At 63.5% G+C, this 17,846-nt stretch carries 14 protein-coding genes; 1 reads left to right on the top strand and 13 read right to left on the bottom strand.

Features of this window, described 5'->3' with window-relative positions; all coding sequences use genetic code 11:
• Positions 1–7: 7 nt before the first annotated feature.
• The gene (gene secDF / locus NKI18_RS06140; RefSeq protein WP_352618273.1) at positions 8–2,560 is read right to left on the bottom strand and encodes a protein translocase subunit SecDF; all 2,553 of its coding nucleotides are present in this window, start codon (positions 2,558–2,560) and stop codon (positions 8–10) included.
• Positions 2,561–2,611: 51 nt separating this feature from the next.
• The gene (gene yajC / locus NKI18_RS06135) at positions 2,612–2,953 is read right to left on the bottom strand and encodes a preprotein translocase subunit YajC (protein ID WP_352451381.1); all 342 of its coding nucleotides are present in this window, start codon (positions 2,951–2,953) and stop codon (positions 2,612–2,614) included.
• Between the two features lie 291 nt (positions 2,954–3,244).
• On the opposite strand from yajC, the gene NKI18_RS06130 reads away from it, so the two are divergent.
• Complete coding sequence (locus tag NKI18_RS06130; RefSeq protein ID WP_352618276.1) at positions 3,245–4,120, top strand: ATP-binding protein; 876 nt, start codon at positions 3,245–3,247, stop codon at positions 4,118–4,120.
• 97 nt (positions 4,121–4,217) lie between these two features.
• Here the strand turns inward: NKI18_RS06130 and NKI18_RS06125 are convergent, their stop codons facing one another.
• The 11 genes from NKI18_RS06125 to NKI18_RS06075 form a co-directional block, all read right to left on the bottom strand.
• Positions 4,218–5,750 carry a peptidoglycan DD-metalloendopeptidase family protein gene (locus NKI18_RS06125; RefSeq protein ID WP_352618279.1) on the bottom strand — a complete coding sequence of 511 codons (1,533 nt, stop codon included), beginning with the start codon at positions 5,748–5,750 and terminating at the stop codon, positions 4,218–4,220.
• A 353-nt stretch (positions 5,751–6,103) separates the two neighbouring features.
• On the bottom strand, positions 6,104–6,769 hold the full coding sequence (locus tag NKI18_RS06120; protein ID WP_023678924.1) for a protein-L-isoaspartate(D-aspartate) O-methyltransferase: 666 nt from the start codon (positions 6,767–6,769) through the stop codon (positions 6,104–6,106).
• The gene (surE, locus tag NKI18_RS06115) at positions 6,766–7,524 is read right to left on the bottom strand and encodes a 5'/3'-nucleotidase SurE (RefSeq protein WP_352467008.1); all 759 of its coding nucleotides are present in this window, start codon (positions 7,522–7,524) and stop codon (positions 6,766–6,768) included. The genes NKI18_RS06120 and surE overlap by 4 nt, the downstream gene beginning before the upstream one ends.
• A gap of 244 nt (positions 7,525–7,768) precedes the next feature.
• Positions 7,769–9,076: a serine--tRNA ligase gene (serS, locus tag NKI18_RS06110; protein WP_352618282.1), complete on the bottom strand. Its 1,308-nt coding sequence runs from the start codon at positions 9,074–9,076 to the stop codon at positions 7,769–7,771.
• Between the two features lie 294 nt (positions 9,077–9,370).
• A complete protein-coding gene (gene tatC, locus NKI18_RS06105) occupies positions 9,371–10,234 on the bottom strand; it encodes a twin-arginine translocase subunit TatC (protein ID WP_023678927.1) in 864 nt (287 codons plus the stop codon).
• Complete coding sequence (gene tatB, locus NKI18_RS06100; protein WP_352618286.1) at positions 10,231–10,917, bottom strand: Sec-independent protein translocase protein TatB; 687 nt, start codon at positions 10,915–10,917, stop codon at positions 10,231–10,233. Before tatB ends, tatC begins: the two co-directional genes overlap by 4 nt.
• A gap of 45 nt (positions 10,918–10,962) precedes the next feature.
• On the bottom strand, positions 10,963–11,184 hold the full coding sequence (locus tag NKI18_RS06095; RefSeq protein WP_023678929.1) for a twin-arginine translocase TatA/TatE family subunit: 222 nt from the start codon (positions 11,182–11,184) through the stop codon (positions 10,963–10,965).
• 178 nt (positions 11,185–11,362) lie between these two features.
• Complete coding sequence (scpB, locus tag NKI18_RS06090; RefSeq protein ID WP_352618289.1) at positions 11,363–12,142, bottom strand: SMC-Scp complex subunit ScpB; 780 nt, start codon at positions 12,140–12,142, stop codon at positions 11,363–11,365.
• Positions 12,139–12,939, bottom strand: coding sequence for a segregation and condensation protein A (locus NKI18_RS06085; RefSeq protein ID WP_352618501.1), 801 nt, complete (start codon positions 12,937–12,939; stop codon positions 12,139–12,141). The genes scpB and NKI18_RS06085 overlap by 4 nt, the downstream gene beginning before the upstream one ends.
• A gap of 58 nt (positions 12,940–12,997) precedes the next feature.
• Positions 12,998–14,017, bottom strand: a complete 1,020-nt coding sequence (gene nagZ, locus NKI18_RS06080) for a beta-N-acetylhexosaminidase (protein ID WP_023678932.1) — start codon at positions 14,015–14,017, stop codon at positions 12,998–13,000.
• 116 nt (positions 14,018–14,133) lie between these two features.
• Complete coding sequence (locus NKI18_RS06075; protein WP_352618292.1) at positions 14,134–17,751, bottom strand: SPOR domain-containing protein; 3,618 nt, start codon at positions 17,749–17,751, stop codon at positions 14,134–14,136.
• Between the last annotated feature and the right edge of the window lie 95 nt (positions 17,752–17,846).

The following is a 17,846-nucleotide window of genomic DNA, read 5'->3' as shown; positions in this document are numbered from 1 at the left end:
CAAGCCGTCAGGTGGCTATGGCTTTGCCGCCGCCCACCGGCTTTTCCTCATCGGACGCTGTGGCCTGCGGCCGCAGCTTGAACAGGATAAGCAGTGGCGCGGCGATAAAGATCGACGAATAGGTGCCGAACACGACGCCGAACAGCATGGCCATGGTGAACGAGCGGATCACCTCGCCGCCGAACAGCACCAGCGCCAGCAGCGCCAAGATCGTCGTCACCGAGGTCAGCGTCGTCCTCGACAGCGTCTCGTTGATGGCGTTGTTCAGCAATTGCGGCAGCGGCATTCGCTTGTATTTTCGCAGATCCTCGCGAACACGGTCATAGACGACAATCGTGTCGTTGAGCGAATAACCGATGATAGTGAGGATCGCCGCCAGCGACGACTGGTTGAATTCGAGGCCGGTGATGACGAAGAAGCCGATCGTCATGACCACGTCGTGAACGGTCGCAACGATGGCGCCGACCGCGAACTGCCATTCGAAGCGGAACCAGACGTAGATCAGGATGCCGAGCAGCGCGACCAGCATGGCGATGGTGCCTTGCTTGGCAAGCTCGCCCGAGACCGTCGGCCCGACCACTTCGACGCGGCGGAAATCATACTGGTCCTGCAATTCGCCGCGCACCTTGTCGATGACCGTCTGCTCGGCGTTCTCGCCGCCCTCCTGCGTACCGACGCGGATCAGCACGTCGTTCGGCTCGCCGAACTGCTGAACCTGCACCTCGCCGATATTAAGTTCCGTCAGCCTGCCGCGGATGTCGGCCAGATCGGCATTGCCGGCCTTGGACTGCACCTCGATCAGTGAGCCACCCTTGAAATCGATGCCGTAATTGATGTCGATGGTCATGAAGCCGATGACCGACAGCACCGAAAGCACGCTGGACAGTGTGAACGTCCAGCGGCGGATGCCCATGAACGGAATTTTCGTTCCCGGCGGAATGAACGTCACTGGCGCCCGCGGCAACTCCTTCGGACGGGCGCGGCGAAGCCAGATCGACACCAGCAGGCGGGTGAAGGTGAAGGCGGTGAAGACCGTGGTCAGGATGCCGATGGCATAGGTGACGGCAAAACCCTTCACCGGCCCGGTTCCGAGCCAGAACAGCACCACGGTTGCGATCAGCGAGGTCACGTTGGAATCGACGATGGTCGCCAGCGCCTTGCTGAAACCGGTATCGATCGCCTGAATGACCGAGCGGCCGGCACGTCGCTCCTCGCGGATGCGTTCATAGATGAGGACGTTCGAATCGACCGCCATGCCGATGGTCAGCACGATACCGGCGATACCAGGTAGGGTCAGCGTCGCTCCAAGCAGCGACAGCAGCCCGACGATCATCGCCACATGCACCGCCAGCGCGATGTTGGCGAGGAAGCCGAGGAAACCGTAGGCGACGAACATGAACGCCACCACCAGGATTGACCCGATGATACCCGCGACCTTGCCGGCATGGATGGAATCCTGGCCGAGGCCAGGGCCAACCGTGCGCTCCTCGATCACGGTGAGGGTCGCCGGCAAAGCGCCGGCACGCAGCAGCACGGCGAGGTCGTTGGCGCTCTCGGCAGTAAAATTGCCCGAGATTTGGCCGCTGCCGCCAAGGATCGGTTCGCGGATCTGCGGCGCCGAAATCACCTGATTGTCGAGGATGATGGCGAACAGCTTGCCGACATTCTGCGATGTCGCCTGGCCGAACCGCGTCGCTCCCCTGGAATTGAAGGTGAACGAAACCACCGGCTCGTTGGTCTGGGAGTTATAGGTCGCACTCGCTTTGTCGAGGTCTTCACCCGAGACGATGACGCGGTTCTCGATCAGATAGGGAACGGGCGGATCGTCCTGCGAATAGAGCACCGAGGACCCCGCCGGCGGGCGGCCCTTGAGCGCATCCTGCACCGGCATCGACTGGTCGACCATCTGGAAGGTCAGCTTGGCGGTCTGGCCGAGGATCTCCTTCAGCCGCTGCGGATCCTGCAGGCCCGGCACTTGGACCAGAACGCGATCGTCGCCCTGCCTTTGCACGATCGGCTCGGTGGTGCCGAGCTCGTTGACGCGGCGACCGACGACCTCGATCGACTGCGTCAGCGCCGCCGAGGTGCGGTATTTGATGCCGGCATCGGTGACGGTGAACTTGAGCAGGCCGGGCTGGGATTCATCCAGTGTCATCTCCCGGATGGAGCCGCCGCTGAACAGGCCAGCTTGCACCGGATCGGTTAATGTCTTCAACGCATTCTTGGCGGCATCGACCTGATTGGCATCGGTGATGCGGACCTGAACGCTGCGGCCCGATCCGGAAAGGCCGGTATAGCCGACCTTGGCATTGCGCAGCAGCGTTCGAATTTCGTCGCGCGTCGTCTCCAGCTGGTCCTTGATCAGATCGTTCGGATCCATCCTGAGCAGGATGTGCGAGCCGCCCTGCAGGTCGAGGCCGAGCGTCATCTGCCGCTTCGGCACCCAGTCGGGCAACTTGGCCAGCGTGCTGGCGGAAAAAAGGTTGGGCGCAGCGAGGACCACTGTGGCGGCCACGGCCAGCCAGATCAGGATCATCTTGAAGCGCGAAAAATAAAGCATATGGCGTCGTCCGTCAGGGCGTACTGGCGGATCGTTCCGCCGACAATTCGGTTATTTCTTGGCGTTCTGGTTCGCCACCGGCTCGCCCTTGACGCGCACGTCGGCGATCGTCGAGCGCAGCGCCGTCACCTTGGTACCGCCGCCAAGGTCGATCTCGAGCTCGTTATCGTCGATCACCTTGGTTACCTTGCCGACCAAGCCGCCACCGGTGACAACGGTGTCGCCGCGGCGAACCGCCGCCAGCATCTCGCCGCGCTTCTTCAGCTGCGTGCGCTGCGGCCGGATGATCAGAAAATACATGATCACGAAAATCAGAGCAAACGGCACGATCTGGATAAACATTGCGGACGAGTCCCCGCCGATGCCTTGGGCGTATGCCGGTGTCACGAACATCGAGGTACTCCTGAATTTTAAAAACAGCCGCCAAACCGTTCTGGGAATTTGACGGCCCCGCCAAATTTGGCCGGAATATAGTCGGTAACGTTGCCAATGCAACTGCGCGGCCGGGCAAATCGGCTGCTTTTCCGGCCTGGTGAGCCGTGTTAGAGGGTGATCCCCAAAAGCGACGCTCGGTTTCCGCAAAAGATCATGCCCGAACAAATGCTTGGGACGAGTTTCGAAACCGCTGAAATCAGGTAGGTTGGCCTGCCGCACCATCCTGAAAGCGAAACAAAAAGACAAGAGATGACCGACAGCACCATCGATATCCTGAACCAGAAGCTCGATCGCCTGATCGAGGCGATCGCCCGCCTCGCCCCGCCGCCGGTGCCTCGAACCGACCTGGGCGAGGCCGATTGCTTCGTCTGGCAGGCCGATCCCGGCTATCTGGAACCGGTGCGCAAGGTCAACCGCGTCGACATCGGCCTGATCCGCGGCGTCGACCGCGTCCGCGACATATTGGTCGACAACACCGAGCGCTTCGCCTCCGGCTACGCCGCCAACAACGTGCTGCTATGGGGCGCGCGCGGCATGGGCAAATCGTCGCTGGTCAAGGCGGTGCACGCCGCGGTCAACGCTTCGGCCAAGCCCGACCTGCCGCTCAAGCTTATCGAGATCCATCGCGAAGACATCGACACGCTGCCGAAGCTGATGAGCCTGCTGAAGGCGGCACCCTTCCGCTTCATCCTGTTTTGCGACGATCTGTCATTCGACCATGACGACACGTCCTATAAATCGCTGAAGGCAGCTCTTGAAGGCGGCGTCGAGGGCCGCCCGGCCAACGTCATCTTCTACGCCACCTCGAACCGGCGGCATCTGTTGCCGCGCGACATGATCGACAATGAGCGCTCGACGGCGATCAATCCGTCCGAAGCGGTCGAGGAAAAGGTTTCGCTGTCGGACCGTTTCGGCCTGTGGCTTGGCTTCCACAAATGTTCGCAGGACGAATATCTCGACATGATCGACGGCTATGTCCGCCATCACGGTCTCGCCATCGATCCCGAGACGCTGCGCGCCGAGGCGCTGGAATGGGCGACGACGCGCGGCAGCCGTTCGGGCCGCGTCGCTTGGCAGTTCACCCAGGATCTGGCAGGCCGGCTCGGCAAATCGCTGAAGGATTAGCCGCTCAAGGACTAACAGCAGAAGAAGCCCGCACCTTGCGGAGCGGACTTCCTCGGCGGGCTGAAGGTCAGGTGGCCCGCAAATCGCTTTTCGTCGTCTATTCGAGATAGGTCGAAGGATCGACCGGCGCCGAGTTCTTGCGCACTTCGAAATGCAGTTTCGGCGAGTCGGTGGTGCCGCTCATGCCGGACAGGGCGATTTCCTGGCCGCGCTTGACCTTCTGGCCGCGCTGCACCTCGATCGAGCTGGTGTGGCCGTAGACGGTGACCAGACCGTTTTCGTGCCGCACCAGCACCGTGTTGCCGAATTCCTTGAGGCCGTCACCGGCATAGATGACGACGCCGTTTTCAGCCGCCTTGACCGGCGTCCCCTCGGGCACGGCAATGTCGACGCCGTCCTTGCCGCCGCCGAAGCTTGAGATCACGCGGCCGCGCACCGGCCAGCGCATCTTGCCGATGCCGGTTGCGTCCGGCGCCACCGCATCGTCGTCCTCGGCCTGCTGGATGACTTTCGCGTCCTTCTTTGGCGGCGTGTAGGAGGCGAGCGTCTGCGTCGGCGTGGCCTTGGCCGGCGGCTGGGTGGTAGCCGTCGTCACCGGATCGACCTTTGCCGGCTTCGCACTGGCGACGACAGCGGTTCCGCCTGCCGGCACTTTCAGGGTCTGGCCGATCTTGAGCAGTCCATCCTGCATGCCGTTCGCCTGCTTCAACGCGACGACGCCGACGCCGGTCTTTCTGGCGATGGCCGACAGCGTATCGCCTTGCTGAACCGTGTAGGTGCCGCCGGCACCGGCTGGCTTGGCCGTCGCCGAAGCCACTTTGGGCGCGGTTTTTCCATCCTTCGGCTGGCTCGCCGCAGCCGAGGCGTCCACCTGCGCGGCAGACTTGCCTTCCCTGAGCTTCGGCTGCTGCGGCAGCACGGCCACCTTCTCCGGCGCGTCGGCCGGCTGGTCGTGCCTGGTGCCGTTCGCGGGCTTGGCGTCGGCGACTTTCGGCGTGGCGCCGTTGCTCGAATACGCATAGGCCGGGATGACGAGCTTCTGGCCGGTCTTCAGCCCCTTGGTCGCGCTCAGCCCGTTGACTTTCATGATGGCATCGGCCGGCACGCCGTAGCGCCGCGACAGGCCGGAAATGGTCTCGCCGTCCTTGACGACGATCTCGGTTGCATGCGGTGCGCCGGCGGCGGTCGCCATGCGCGGCGCGTCGGGCTCGGCGTTCTTGAACGGCCTTGCCGCCGGAGCGACGGTGCCGGTTGCCGTCCTGTCGACACGAGGAGCGGCAGGCGCCATCGCCGGCGCGGCAGCGGTACGCACCGGGCGGGCGGCGGGTGCCAGGGCGGGAGCCGGCGGTGGCAACTGCTGCGCCGTAACCGGTTCGAGGCTTGAGCGGCTGACCGACTGGGTGTGGCTGCCGTCGATCGGCGCGGCCGCAACATCGCCCGGATAGGGCTGGGCAGCATCCTGCTTGTCGATGATGGCGCGCTGGTTGTTGGTCGAGGCGGTGAACACGTCATCGACGCTGTTGAACCGCGCCACCTGGGAACTACACCCCGTCGCAGCGCCTGCGATCATGAGGACGGCGCAGCCACGCGCCAGATTGCGTCCGTTTGCCTTCAAAACACTGAATTGCATCGCACTAACCCGCACAGACCCGGTACAACTGAGTGTGATTAAAGCGCGTTAATGTTACCGGTCGGTTAAACCTGTAGAATCAGACGCAAATTTTCTTAAAATATTCGAGGAGGGCTCTCAACTTCGTCGGCCTAGGGCGGAGCAGGAGCGAAGCTCCGTCGCGGAGACCCTGGGATCCATTCCGTGACCTTGGCCGAATAATGCGGCGGAGCAGCATTCTGCACCCTTGCAACGCCTCAAGGGCGCGGCATGGATCCTAGGGTCTGCGCTGCGTCGCTTCGCTCCTCGCTGCGCCCTAGGATGACGAAACGACAGGCTTCGGCTGATCCCCAAGCGGCGCGATGCACCCGGAATCAGATCACCGCGGCGACACCGTGCAGGATCGGCTGCAGGCGCACCAGGCCGATATCCTCGCGTTCGAAGCGGCTGCCGACCTTGGTCAGCTTGGCCAGCACCTGCTCGCCTTCGTCGGGTCCGATCGGCGCGATGACGATGCCGCCGCTCGACAATTGGTCGAGGAGAAAGCGCGGCAGGCTGTCGAAGGCCGCCCAGGCGACGATGCGGTCGAACGGCGCTTCGTTGGCCAGCCCGTTGGAACCGTCCGCCTGGCGCACGATGACATTGCCGATGGCGAGTGCCTCGAGGCGCTGCCGGGCCTGTTCGGCCAGCGTCTTGTAACGGTCGATGGTGACGATCCGCGCGGCAAGCCGCGACATCACCGCCGCCGTGTAGCCGGACCCGGTGCCGATCTCGAGCACCCGGTTGCCCGGCTCGATGGCAAGTGCCGCGATCACCGCCGCCTGCAGGTCGGCGCCTTCGATGGCCTCGCCGCATTCGATCGGCAGCATACGGTCCGACCAGGCTATCGGGTGGAAATGCGGAGACAGAAAGCCGCGCCGCGGCGTCGCCTCGAAGGCGGCGATCAGCGCCTTCGGCACCGTCCCCCTGCCGCGCAGACGAAGCAGGAAGGCAGCGAAACCTTCGCGCTCGTCGACCGTTGCAGCGTGGTTCAAGTTCATGCGAGCGCCTTGGCCAGTTGATCGCGGATTTCATGCGCGGTGAGATCGAGCTGCAGCGGCGTCACCGACACCAGCCGATTGCGCAAGGCATGGAGGTCGGTGCCTTGCTTGCCCTCGACTGGCTCGCGGCCGAAGCGCAGCCAGTAGTAAGGCAGGCCGCGCCCGTCGCGCCGCTCGTCGACCCACAGGCTGTGGACCAGCTTGCCCTGCGAAGTGACTACAGTGCCGGCGATCTCTTCCGGCGCACAGTTCGGAAAATTGACGTTGAGCAGCACGCCGTCCGGCAACGGCATGGCGACGAGCTTTTCGAGCAGGGCCGGCGCCAGCGCTTCGGTGGTCTCGTAGGGAACGACGCGGTCCTCGCCGACATAGGAATAGGCCTGGCTGATGGCGATCGATCGCACGCCGAGCAGCGCGCCTTCCATGGCGCCGGCGACCGTGCCCGAATAGGTGACGTCGTCGGCGATGTTGGCGCCGGAATTGACGCCGGACAGGATCAGGTCAGGCGCTTCGGGCAGGATCTTCTTCACGCCCATGATGACACAGTCGGTCGGCGTTCCGCGCACCGCAAAGTGCTTTTCGCCGATTTTCCTGAGCCGCAGCGGCTCCGAGATCGACAGCGAATGCGCATAGCCGGACTGATCCTGTTCCGGTGCCACCACCCAGACGTCGTCCGACAGCGTGCGCGCGATGCGTTCGAGTGATGCAAGGCCCTCGGCATGGATGCCGTCGTCGTTGGTCAGGAGGATGCGCATGAGACCGCCTTTGCAGAATTGGATTGACGGCAGCGCTCTACGATACCCCCCTCTGTCCTGCCCTCTTTGCCACCACTTGGCATCTCCCCCTCAAGGGGGGAGATCGGCAATACCGTAGCCGCCGCCTTCCTTGCTACGCCAACAGTTGGCGAAAGCTGTGATGACGGCGCAATCTCCCCCCTTGAGGGGGAGATGTCCGGCAGGACAGAGGGGGGCGCGAAGGAACGCGGGGCCGACAATCTTGTCACTTCGATGATTCGATCTTTGCGAGACCGCCCATGTAAGGCCGAAGCGCTTCAGGAATGGTTACGCTGCCGTCCTCGTTTTGGTAATTTTCGATAACGGCAATGAGAGCGCGGCCGACGGCGGTGCCCGAACCGTTCAGCGTGTGGACGAAGCGGTTGCCCTTGCCGTCCTTGTCCTTGTAGCGGGCGTCCATGCGCCGCGCCTGGAAATCGCCGCATACCGAGCACGACGATATCTCGCGATAGGCATTCTGGCCGGGCAGCCAGACCTCGATGTCGTAGGTCTTGCGCGCGCCAAAGCCCATGTCGCCGGTGCACAGCGTCATGGTGCGGAACGGCAGGCCGAGCCGCTTCAGCACCTCCTCGGCGCATTCGGTCATGCGCTCATGCTCGGCAACCGAAGTCTCCTGGTCGGTGATCGACACCAGCTCGACCTTGTAGAACTGGTGCTGGCGCAGCATGCCGCGCGTGTCGCGCCCGGCCGAGCCCGCCTCGGAGCGGAAGCACGGCGTCAGCGCCGTATAGCGCAGCGGCAGTTTTTCGTGCGGCGTGATCTCGTCGCGAACGAGATTGGTGAGCGGCACTTCGGCGGTGGGGATTAGGCCAAGCCTGCCGTCCCCGTGCCGAACGAAGAATAAATCCTCCTCGAATTTCGGCAGTTGCCCGGTCCCGAAAAGCACCTCGTCGCGCACCATCAACGGCGGCTGGATCTCTACATAGCCGTGCTCGGTGGTGTGCAGATCCAGCATGAACTGGCCGAGCGCGCGTTCCATCCGCGCCAGGCCGCTTTTGAGCACGGTGAAGCGCGAGCCGGAAAGCCGTGCTGCCCGCTCGAAATCCATCATGCCGAGCGCTTCGCCGATCTCGAAATGCTCCTTCACCCAGTTCGGCCGCCTCGGCACCTCGCCGACGACGCGCTTGACGACGTTGTCGTGCTCGTCCTTGCCGACCGGCACGTCCTCGAACGGCACGTTTGGCAGCACTGCCAACGCATCGTTCAGCGCCTTGTCGAGTTCGCGCTCGCGCGCCTCGCCATTCTGGATGAAGGCCTTGATCTCGCCGACCTCGGCCTTCAGCCTTTCGGCAAGAGCTGCATCGCCCGAGCGCATGGCATTGCCGATCTCCTTCGATGCGGCGTTGCGGCGTTCCTGCCTGGTCTGCAGCTCGGTCAGATGCTCGCGCCGCGCCTCATCCGCGGCGATCAGGTCGTCGACCGTGGACTGCGCATCCTCGGCCGACCACGAGCGCTTCTTCAGCGCTTCGACAAGGGCCTTCGGGTTGTCGCGAATCCATTTGATGTCAAGCATGGTCTGTTCGTCCTCGGCACGGCGGTTTCGGGGCAAGGAAATGCCCAAAACAAAGACCAGAGGGCGTAAACCGCATCGATACAAGACGTCAAGGCAGAGTTCCTTCGCGCCGACCTCAGGTAGGCAGCACGCGCAACGTTCGATCGAAAGAACCCTGGAAACAAAAACCCGCCTCGAGAGGCGGGTTTTTGGAGCCAATTGGCACCGTACTTAAATTAGTAGCATAGCTGCCGGCACAAAGCAAGAACAAAGTTGCTATGGCCGGCAAAAAAATTCTGCCCGCTTCAACCGAACCTATGTCGAAGACGCGTCCGCCGGCTTTTCGGCCACCTCTTCGGTGGCGTCCTGCTTTTCGCGGGCCACACGGTCGCGCTCCTTGCTGCGTTCGATCAGCCGGGCCGACCAGATCGAGACCTCGTAGAGCAGGATCGTCGGAATGGCCAGGCCGATCTGGCTCATCGGGTCGGGCGGCGTCAGCACCGCCGCCACCACAAAGGCGATGACGATCGCCCATTTGCGCTTCTCGGCCAGGGCCGTGGACGACAGCATGCCGACCCGCGTCATCAGGCTTGTCACCACCGGCAGCTGGAACACCAGGCCGAAGGAGAAGATCAGCGTCATGATCAGGCTGAGATATTCGGACACTTTCGGCAGCAGCGAAATCTGCACCTGGTCGTTGGTGCCGGTCTGCTGCATGGCGAGGAAGAACCACATCACCATCGGCGTGAAGAAGAAATAGACCAGCGATGCGCCCATCAGGAACAGGATCGGCGAGGCGATCAGGAACGGCAGGAAGGCGTTGCGCTCGTTTTTGTAGAGGCCGGGCGCGATGAATTTGTAGATCTGCGTGGCGATCAGCGGAAAGGCGATGACCATGCCGCCGAACATGGCGAGCTTGACCTGGGTAAAGAAGAACTCCTGTGGCGCCGTATAGATCAGCTCGACCTTGTGCGGGTCGAGCCCGGCCCATTGGGTCGCCCATCTGAACGGAATGACCAGAAGGTTGAACAGCCGCTTGGCGAAAAAGAAGCAGACCAGGAAGGCAACAAAAAAACCGCCAATCGACCAGATCAGCCGCCGGCGCAACTCGATCAGGTGCTCCATCAGCGGAGCCGACGATTTTTCTATCTCGTCCTTTTCCTTGTCCGAAACGCTCACTTGGCGGCTCCCGCCGTTTTCCTGGCGGCCGGCTTCTTCGTTGCTGACGCCGGCTTCTTCGCTGCTGACGACTGCGCTTTCGGCTCAGCTTTTTCGGCGGCCTTTGGCGCAGCGGTCTTTGCCGGCTTGGCCGGCGCGGCGGCCGCGGCTTTCGCGGGCGCTGGCTTCTTCTTTGCCGCAGGTGCTTTTTTCGGCACGGCCGCTGCAGCCGTTTGCGCCTGCACTGCCGGCGCTACGACGGACTCGTCCGTCATCGCCGGAAAGATCGGCGTGGCCGGCGTCGGCTCCGGCGGGCTGACGCCCGGCATCGTCGTTGCGCCGTTCTTAAGCGGCTCGGCCGCCTGCTCCGTCGAAGCGGCGGCATCGACGGCCGGCTTGGGTTTCATCACTGCGTCGACGCCGGAACGGACGTCGGCGGCGGCCTGCTCGAATGGATTGAGCTGCTTCCTGATCTCGGCTGCCGGATTGAGGCTTCTCAGCGAATCGACCGACTTCTTGACGTCGTCGAGCTCGGCTTCCTTCAACGCATCGTTGAACTGCCGCTGGAAATCGGACGCCATGGCGCGCAGCTTCGCCGTTGTGCGGCCGAAGGTGCGCAGCATGTTGGGCAAATCCTTGGGCCCGACGACCACGATCATGACGATCGCGATCACCAGCATCTCGGTCCAGCCGACTTCGAACATGGCTATACGTTCCGACTCAAGTTTTGGCCGACTAAAGTTTTGGGCTCAGCTTTTGCTGGCCTTTTCCTTCGGTACCGAAACGGTTTCGTCGGAACGGTGTTCGACGGTGCGCTTGTCCTCGGCAGTCTCGTCGTCGGCCATGCCCTTCTTGAAGCTCTTGATGCCCTTGGCCATGTCGCCCATCAGCTCGGGGATCTTGCCGCGGCCGAAGACCAGCAGCACGATCACCAGAACGATCATCCAGTGCCAAATCGAAAATGAACCCATAGCAAATCTCTCTCGAACGGTTTCCCAGACGCTGATCTATGCGCTTTCGGGTTCGGATTCAAACAGAACTGCGACAGAGTTCATGAATGAGTCGCCGAAGTCACGCACTTTCGGCACGGCGGCCCGCTACCAATCGGCGCAGTTCCATCCTGCCTGTGGCTTTAAGATGGCGCTCGGCTCAATCTTCCGTGACGCGCGGCGTCAAAAGGCCGAGTTCTTCGAGGTCGATGTCGGTCAGCGGATCCTCGTCGTCAGTGAGCGCATCGGGGTCGGCCGGCGGCAGCGGCACCGAGAAATTCGACGGCATGCGGCCGGACAGCAGCCCCGCACCCTTCAATTCCTCCATGCCGGGGAGATCGCGGATCTCCTCCAGTGCGAAATGGTCGAGGAAAATGTCGGTCGTGCCGTAGGTGACGGGACGGCCGGGCGTGCGGCGCCGGCCGCGCATCCTCACCCATTCGGTCTCCATCAGCGTGTCGAGTGTCCCCCTTGACGTCTCGACGCCGCGGATGTCCTCGATCTCGGCACGCGTCACCGGCTGGTGGTAGGCGATGATCGCCAGCACTTCGAGGGCAGCGCGGGACAGTTTGCGCTGCTGCACCGTGTCGCGGCTCATCAGGAAGGCGAGGTCGCCGGCGGTGCGAAAGGCCCAGGCATCGCCGACGCGCACCAGATTGACGCCGCGCCGCGCATAGATCTGCTGCAGTTCGGCCATTGCCGCGGCAATGTTGATGCCGTCGGGCAGTCGCGAAGTGAGCTGTTTTTCGCTGACCGGCTCGGCGCTGGCGAATACGATCGCCTCGGCCATCCGTACGGCCTCCGCCATATGCAGCCGCTCGCCAGGATTCCGCGACAAATTCTGCCCCTGATTTTGTGCCGGGTTTTCGGCGACCGCGCCTTGCTCGGCATCGTCGTCGACCTTGAACGGAATGACCGAAGCGTTGGCGCGTTCGCTCATGGTGTTACCTCGACTATCTTGATGGCCTGGGCGCGGCCGCGCAGATAAAGCGGCGCGAACACCTGGTCCTGCCGCATTTCCATCTTGCCTTCGCGCACCAGTTCCAGCGTCGCCGCAAACGAGCTGGCAACCGCGGTGCGCCGCTCTTCCGGGCCGGCCAGATATTCGACCAGGAAACCGTCGAGCGCCGTCCAGTCGCGCAGCGACCCGATCAGCCTGGTCAGCACGTCGCGCGCATCCTTGAGCGACCACACGCCGCGCCTGGCGATCGTCACATTGGTTATTGCCTGCTTCTGGCGCTGCTGGGCATAGGCGGTCAACAGGTCGTAGAGCGAGGCCGAATAAGCATTGCGCTTCTCGACGATGACCATTTCCGGCATGCCGCGTGCAAACACGTCGCGTCCGAGCCGGTTGCGGTTGACCAGCCGTGCCGCCGCGTCGCGCATTGCCTCCAGCCGCTTCAGCCGGAACTGCAGCACCGCCGCCAGTTCCTCGCCGCTTTCGCCTTCGTCGCCGGGCTGCTTGGGGATCAGGAGTTTCGACTTGAGAAACGCCAGCCACGCCGCCATCACCAGATAGTCGGCGGCAAGCTCCAGCCTCAGCGCCCTCACCTTCTCGACGAAGGCCAGATACTGTTCGGCCAGCGCCAGGATCGAGATGCGCGACAGGTCGACCTTCTGATTGCGGGCAAGATGCAGCAGAAGATCGAGAGGACCTTCGAAGCCGGCCACATCGACGACCAACGCCGGATCGCCGGTCAGCCGGGAATCGTCGTTCTCGGCCCACAAGCGGTCCATCGGTGCGGCCTTGCCGGCCTTCAGGTCCAATGTTTCCGCCACTTCGCTTCCTTTGATGCTAGGCCACCGCGTCGAAATAACCGGCAAATTCGGCCCGAATCTCGGTCTCGTCCGCCACGTCACGGTTCCTGATATAGGTCAGCGCCCGCTCCGCGCGCTCAAACGACTTGCCTTCCAGCCCGGTCGTGCGCGATGCAATGCCGGCCATCTCCTCGAACACGCCGTTGCAGTGAAGGACCAGATCGCAGCCCGCCGCAAGGATAGCGGCCGCCTTTGACGGGAAATCCCCAGAAAGTGCCTTCATCGAGGTGTCGTCGCTCATCAACAGGCCGTCGAAGCCGATTTCGCCTCGGATGATCTTTTCGATGACCTTGCCGGAAGTCGTGGCCGGGTTCTTCGGGTCGATCGCGCTATAGACGACATGCGCCGTCATCGCCATCGGCAAATGGTTGAGCTCCCTGAACGGGGCAAAATCATGCCGCTGCAGGTCGCCGATCGAGGCGTCGACGGTCGGCAGTTCGAAATGCGTATCGGCGAAGGCCCTTCCATGACCGGGAATATGTTTCATCACCGGCAGCACGCCGCCCGCCATCAGGCCTTCCGCCGCGGCGCGACCCAATTCTATGACGGCGCGCGGCTCCTTGCCATAGGCGCGCGCGCCGATGACGTCGCTGGCGCCCTCGATCGGCACGTCGAGCACCGGCAGGCAATCCGCCGTGATGCCGTAGCGCAGCAGGTCGAAGGCATGCAGCCGCGCCATAAGCCATGCGGCACGGGTGCCGGCGTCATGGTCGTCGCGCCACAAGGCGCCGAGTGCACCGGCAGCCGGATAGTTCGGCGCCAGCGGCGGCCGTAGGCGCTGCACCCGGCCGCCCTCCTGGTCGATGAACACCGGCGCATCCGCACGCCCGACGCAGTCGCGCATCGCGGCGACCAGATCGCGGATCTGCTCGGTCTCGCCGATATTGCGCGCAAACAGGATGAAGCCCCACGGGCATTCGTTGCGATAGAAACGGATCTCGTCGCGGGTCAGTGATTTCCCGGCGCAGCCGAGGATCATGGATTTTGATTCGGTCATGCGGAACAGTTTAGAGCTTCGCGCCGACAAAGGGAATCGCCCGCAATTGCCTTCAGAGGTTTCCGTTCACGCAAAAAAGCCGGCGCGGACGCCGGCTTTTCGAGAGGTTTTGGTGCCTAGTGGGACACGAAGCAATTGCCGCCGGCAGCCTTGTAGCTTGTGCACAGTTTGATCGCCTCGTTGCGAGACTGCGCCGGAACGCGGACGCGGTAGAAGGTGCCCTTGCCGGCAATCTCGGCCTTGACGATGTTGGCGGTGCGGCCGGAAAGCACGCTGCCGTAGCGGCGCTGCAGATCCTGATAAGTCGCCTGGGCGCTTTCGACTGTCGGCTGCGAAGCGATCTGTATCGACCACGAACCAGCGCCGGCCGCGGCCGGATCGATGGAAGCGACCTGATCGGGCTTGACCTCGCCGACCACGTCGACCGGCTGGTCGGACGGGCGCTGCGGCGCCACCGGAACCGTGGCCGGGGTGCTGGCGGACTGCTTGCTGGCTGACGGCTTGGCTTCAGCCTTTGTGTCGGGCTTGGGCGCCGGCTGCAGCTTGGAGGTTTCGGCCTGATCGCCGCTCGCCTGGTCGCCACTCGGCTGGTCGCCAATCTTCGGATCACTTGTCAATTGGTCGATCAGGGGCACGGTGCCGGTCTGCGCCGCGGCGTCGGCCTGGGCGGCCGGAGCCACGTGCTGCGGCGCCGGATCGGCCGGCTCGGCAGCAGCCATCTGCGGGGCGGCGGGCGCCGGATCCTCGCGCGCCACGAGCGAGCCGTCAGGTTTCACGACCATGGTCCGTACCTTGCGCGGCGCAACAGCGACGATCTCGGGGGTTGCACCCTTCTCGGCCTCCTGCAGAACCTGCGCGATGCGATCCTCGGACTTGGGCGCCGGTACGGCGGCGGTTTCGGTAGCGCCAGCCGCATTGGCGCCAAGCGCATTGGTGTTAGGCGCGCTGGTGCCGGGCGCATTGGTGCCAGACCCGTCGGTGTCGGACGCCACGGTGCCGGGCGCGTCGATATCGTCTGCGGCATCGGGGTCATTGGGCGAAAGATCGACGACGCGGCTCTCCGGTTCGTCGGCCTTCAGGTCCACGGGCTCTTCGGTGTTGGTGACCAGCTTCTGCTGAACCGGCTCGGCGGGCTTGGCGCCCTTGACCACAGCGTCATAAACCTTGTTGTCCTGGTTCGGCACGACGGTGCCGCCTGGATTTTCCGGCTTGATCTTGATCGGCCTGTTGTCGGCCTTGACGATAACCGGCGCATCGCCGCCACTCTTGCCGCCGAGGGTCAACGCAAAGGCGCCAAGGCCTCCGGCGATCGCCACGGCGCCGACCACCGCTCCTATCAGCAGCCCGCGCCTGCGCGGCTGCCTTTCGGCTCCGCGTTCGGCAAGGCCCGGAACCGACATCTCCTCGTCCAGTTCGGGATCGTAGTCGAGCTCATCGAAGGTGAAATCGTCGGCTTGCGAAACCGGCTGGCCATCGGGCAATTGGCCCAGATCGAAACCGTCCGCTGCATCGGCATAGGAAGCGGCCGCCGCGCTGACGGGGGCTTCCGCAGGCTTGGCGCCATAGGCGCGCGTCTCGCTACGATCTTGCTTATAGCCAGACACGAAGCCGGCATCGTATTCATCGTCATAGCCAGCACTGCGCACCGGGGCAGGCGCTATATCCGTTGCATTCATTTCGGTGAGAAGGCTGGCAAAATCGGCATCGAGATCGTCGTAGGCGGGCGCCACCGGCTCGTCATCGTCGAAGTTGAGCTCCGGAATGTCGAGATCGTCCGCCAGCGCCACGACGCGCTCGGGCACGTCGACCGTCTCGACATCGGGCATCTCGTCATAGGCGGAAGGCTGTTGATGCGAGCTTGGTGCAGCTTCCGTGTAGGCGGGCCGATCTTCATAGGATGGCCTCTCTTCGACCGGTGCGGCCCGATAGGACGGCGTTGCAGCCGGCTGCGGCGGTGGTGCCGGACGCGCCGAAGCTACCGGCTGGCTTGCAAAAGCGGGCTGAGGCTGTGCGACCGGTGTCACGCGGCTCCACGAGCGGGCCGGCTCGGGCGGTGTGGCGCGTGTCGTCAGCCAGTTCAGCGCATCGAGCGGGTCTTCTTCGGCAGCAGCTGCCGCACTCTTGTCGGCCGAGTCATGATCCAGGCCGATGTTCCTGGCGAAGTCGGCATCGAGCGCATCGCTGTCGAGATCATCCGCGGGTCCGGCAGCGGCTTCAACTCCGAAATCCTCGCCTTCAAGCTCATCGAGGAGGACACTGCCAAGATCGGCGTCATCGGCGGCACTGGACTGCTGCGGCTCAGCGGGCTCGTGCTCGTCGAGTTCCCAATCCAGCTCGTCGACAGCATGCACCGGTTCGTTGGCAACGTCTTTGACCGCCGCCATTGGCTGTTCGGCGGCCACTGCTGGCTTCTGAATTACCGGCGCGATAGGCTGCTGAACAGCCATCACGGGCTTCTCGGCAATCTGCGGGCTTGCCTGAGGTTCGTTGACCGCTTGTGCCGGCCGTGTGCTCATCGCACCGAGCAGCGCGTTCAGTTCGTCTTCCAGGCTGCGTTCCTCAGCCACTGGGGCCGTCGGGACGACAGCGGCTGGCGCCACTGGTTCGGCCGCAACTTGCGCCACGGGCTCTTCGGCTTCCTCGGCAGGCGCATCGTCGAAGCTCAGATCGAAATCGTCGTCGAACGCCGCTTCAGCGGCCGTGCCGGAAAGCCGGGCGGCCTCTGGCTCTTCGATCGACTGCTCTTCGATAAACTCTGGTTCTTCGACTTCGGCAGGCTCGTTCGGGCGAACGTCGAAGTCCATGTTGACATCGGCCATGGCATCATCGAAATGGCCGGCAAGATCCTCATCGGCCGAAACCGCCTCAACCGGCGATGCCGGGGCGGCGACGTTTTCCGCCGGCTCATGCTCGTCGAACATCAGCTCGTCTTCGAGCGAGCTTGCAACGGCATCGTCGAACTCGTCATCGAACGCGGCCGCTTGCGCGGCGGTTTCAACGGCGACGGTCTGCTCCATCGGCTCATGCTCTTCGAGCATCAGCTCGTCTTCGAGCGAACTTGCCACGGCGTTGTCGAACTCATCGTCGAAGGCGGGCTCGTCGACCGGCTCGATCGCCTCGGCTGCGGCCCTGGGTTCATCCTCGCCGGTCACCGCGATCTTGGCCGTTACATCGTCGTCGTGCCGAAAATCCTGGTCGAGCGAGGCGGCAAGTTCGTCGTCACTCGAAAGGTCGTCCTCGAACGGCGACACGTCTTCGAGCGAGCCGGCGACAGCGTTATCGAACTCGTCGTCGAGCTCCGGCTCGACGGCGGGAGCAAACGCCCTTTCGGGGGCGGAGGCAATTTCGTCGGCGGCAACAGGAGTTGCTGCAACAGGAGCAGCATCATCCGCCGCACTGTCGTCGAACGCGAAATCCTGTTCGAACGAGGCAGCAAGCGCGTCCTCCATTTCGTCGGCAGCGGCCGGTTCGGGTGTCGGCTCGCGAAGCTTGGCAGGGGAAGCATTGTCATTGGCGTCGGCGCCGGATTCGCCCATCAACTCCTTCTCGAGATCGATCTCGAAATCGCCCTCGTCCACCGACGGTTCGGCGGCAGCGGTTTTCGGCTGGGCCGGCGTTTGCGGTTTGACCGGCTGGCGCGGGTCGAACCCCATGATCCTGGTCAGTTCCGCGAACGGATCATCGTTGGCGATGTCGTTGTGGTCGGCTGCTCTCAGCTGGGTTCTGTCTGCCATTATTGTTCCCGAACTCGCACTCATTCGGACGCCATGGACGTCGCGTAGGGTTGGCCCTTACCAGCGCAATGTGGGCAAAAGGTGACAGGTTTTTT

Source organism: Mesorhizobium sp. M0800, assembly GCF_040320095.1.
Lineage (GTDB): Bacteria > Pseudomonadota > Alphaproteobacteria > Rhizobiales > Rhizobiaceae > Mesorhizobium.
The sequence above is the reverse complement of the archived record's forward strand: the minus strand, read 5'-3'. Positions and strand labels throughout refer to the sequence as shown.

What these genes read in the sequence shown, in the direction of transcription:
- secDF (WP_352618273.1), bottom strand. Translation starts at nt 2,560, where the DNA reads ATGCTTTATTTTTCGCGCTTCAAGATGATCCTGATCTGGCTGGCCGTG.
- yajC (WP_352451381.1), bottom strand. Translation starts at nt 2,953, where the DNA reads ATGTTCGTGACACCGGCATACGCCCAAGGCATCGGCGGGGACTCGTCC.
- NKI18_RS06130 (WP_352618276.1), top strand. Translation starts at nt 3,245, where the DNA reads ATGACCGACAGCACCATCGATATCCTGAACCAGAAGCTCGATCGCCTG.
- NKI18_RS06125 (WP_352618279.1), bottom strand. Translation starts at nt 5,750, where the DNA reads ATGCAATTCAGTGTTTTGAAGGCAAACGGACGCAATCTGGCGCGTGGC.
- NKI18_RS06120 (WP_023678924.1), bottom strand. Translation starts at nt 6,769, where the DNA reads ATGAACTTGAACCACGCTGCAACGGTCGACGAGCGCGAAGGTTTCGCT.
- surE (WP_352467008.1), bottom strand. Translation starts at nt 7,524, where the DNA reads ATGCGCATCCTCCTGACCAACGACGACGGCATCCATGCCGAGGGCCTT.
- serS (WP_352618282.1), bottom strand. Translation starts at nt 9,076, where the DNA reads ATGCTTGACATCAAATGGATTCGCGACAACCCGAAGGCCCTTGTCGAA.
- tatB (WP_352618286.1), bottom strand. Translation starts at nt 10,917, where the DNA reads ATGTTCGAAGTCGGCTGGACCGAGATGCTGGTGATCGCGATCGTCATG.
- NKI18_RS06095 (WP_023678929.1), bottom strand. Translation starts at nt 11,184, where the DNA reads ATGGGTTCATTTTCGATTTGGCACTGGATGATCGTTCTGGTGATCGTG.
- scpB (WP_352618289.1), bottom strand. Translation starts at nt 12,142, where the DNA reads ATGAGCGAACGCGCCAACGCTTCGGTCATTCCGTTCAAGGTCGACGAC.
- NKI18_RS06085 (WP_352618501.1), bottom strand. Translation starts at nt 12,939, where the DNA reads ATGGACCGCTTGTGGGCCGAGAACGACGATTCCCGGCTGACCGGCGAT.
- nagZ (WP_023678932.1), bottom strand. Translation starts at nt 14,017, where the DNA reads ATGACCGAATCAAAATCCATGATCCTCGGCTGCGCCGGGAAATCACTG.
- NKI18_RS06075 (WP_352618292.1), bottom strand. Translation starts at nt 17,751, where the DNA reads ATGGCAGACAGAACCCAGCTGAGAGCAGCCGACCACAACGACATCGCC.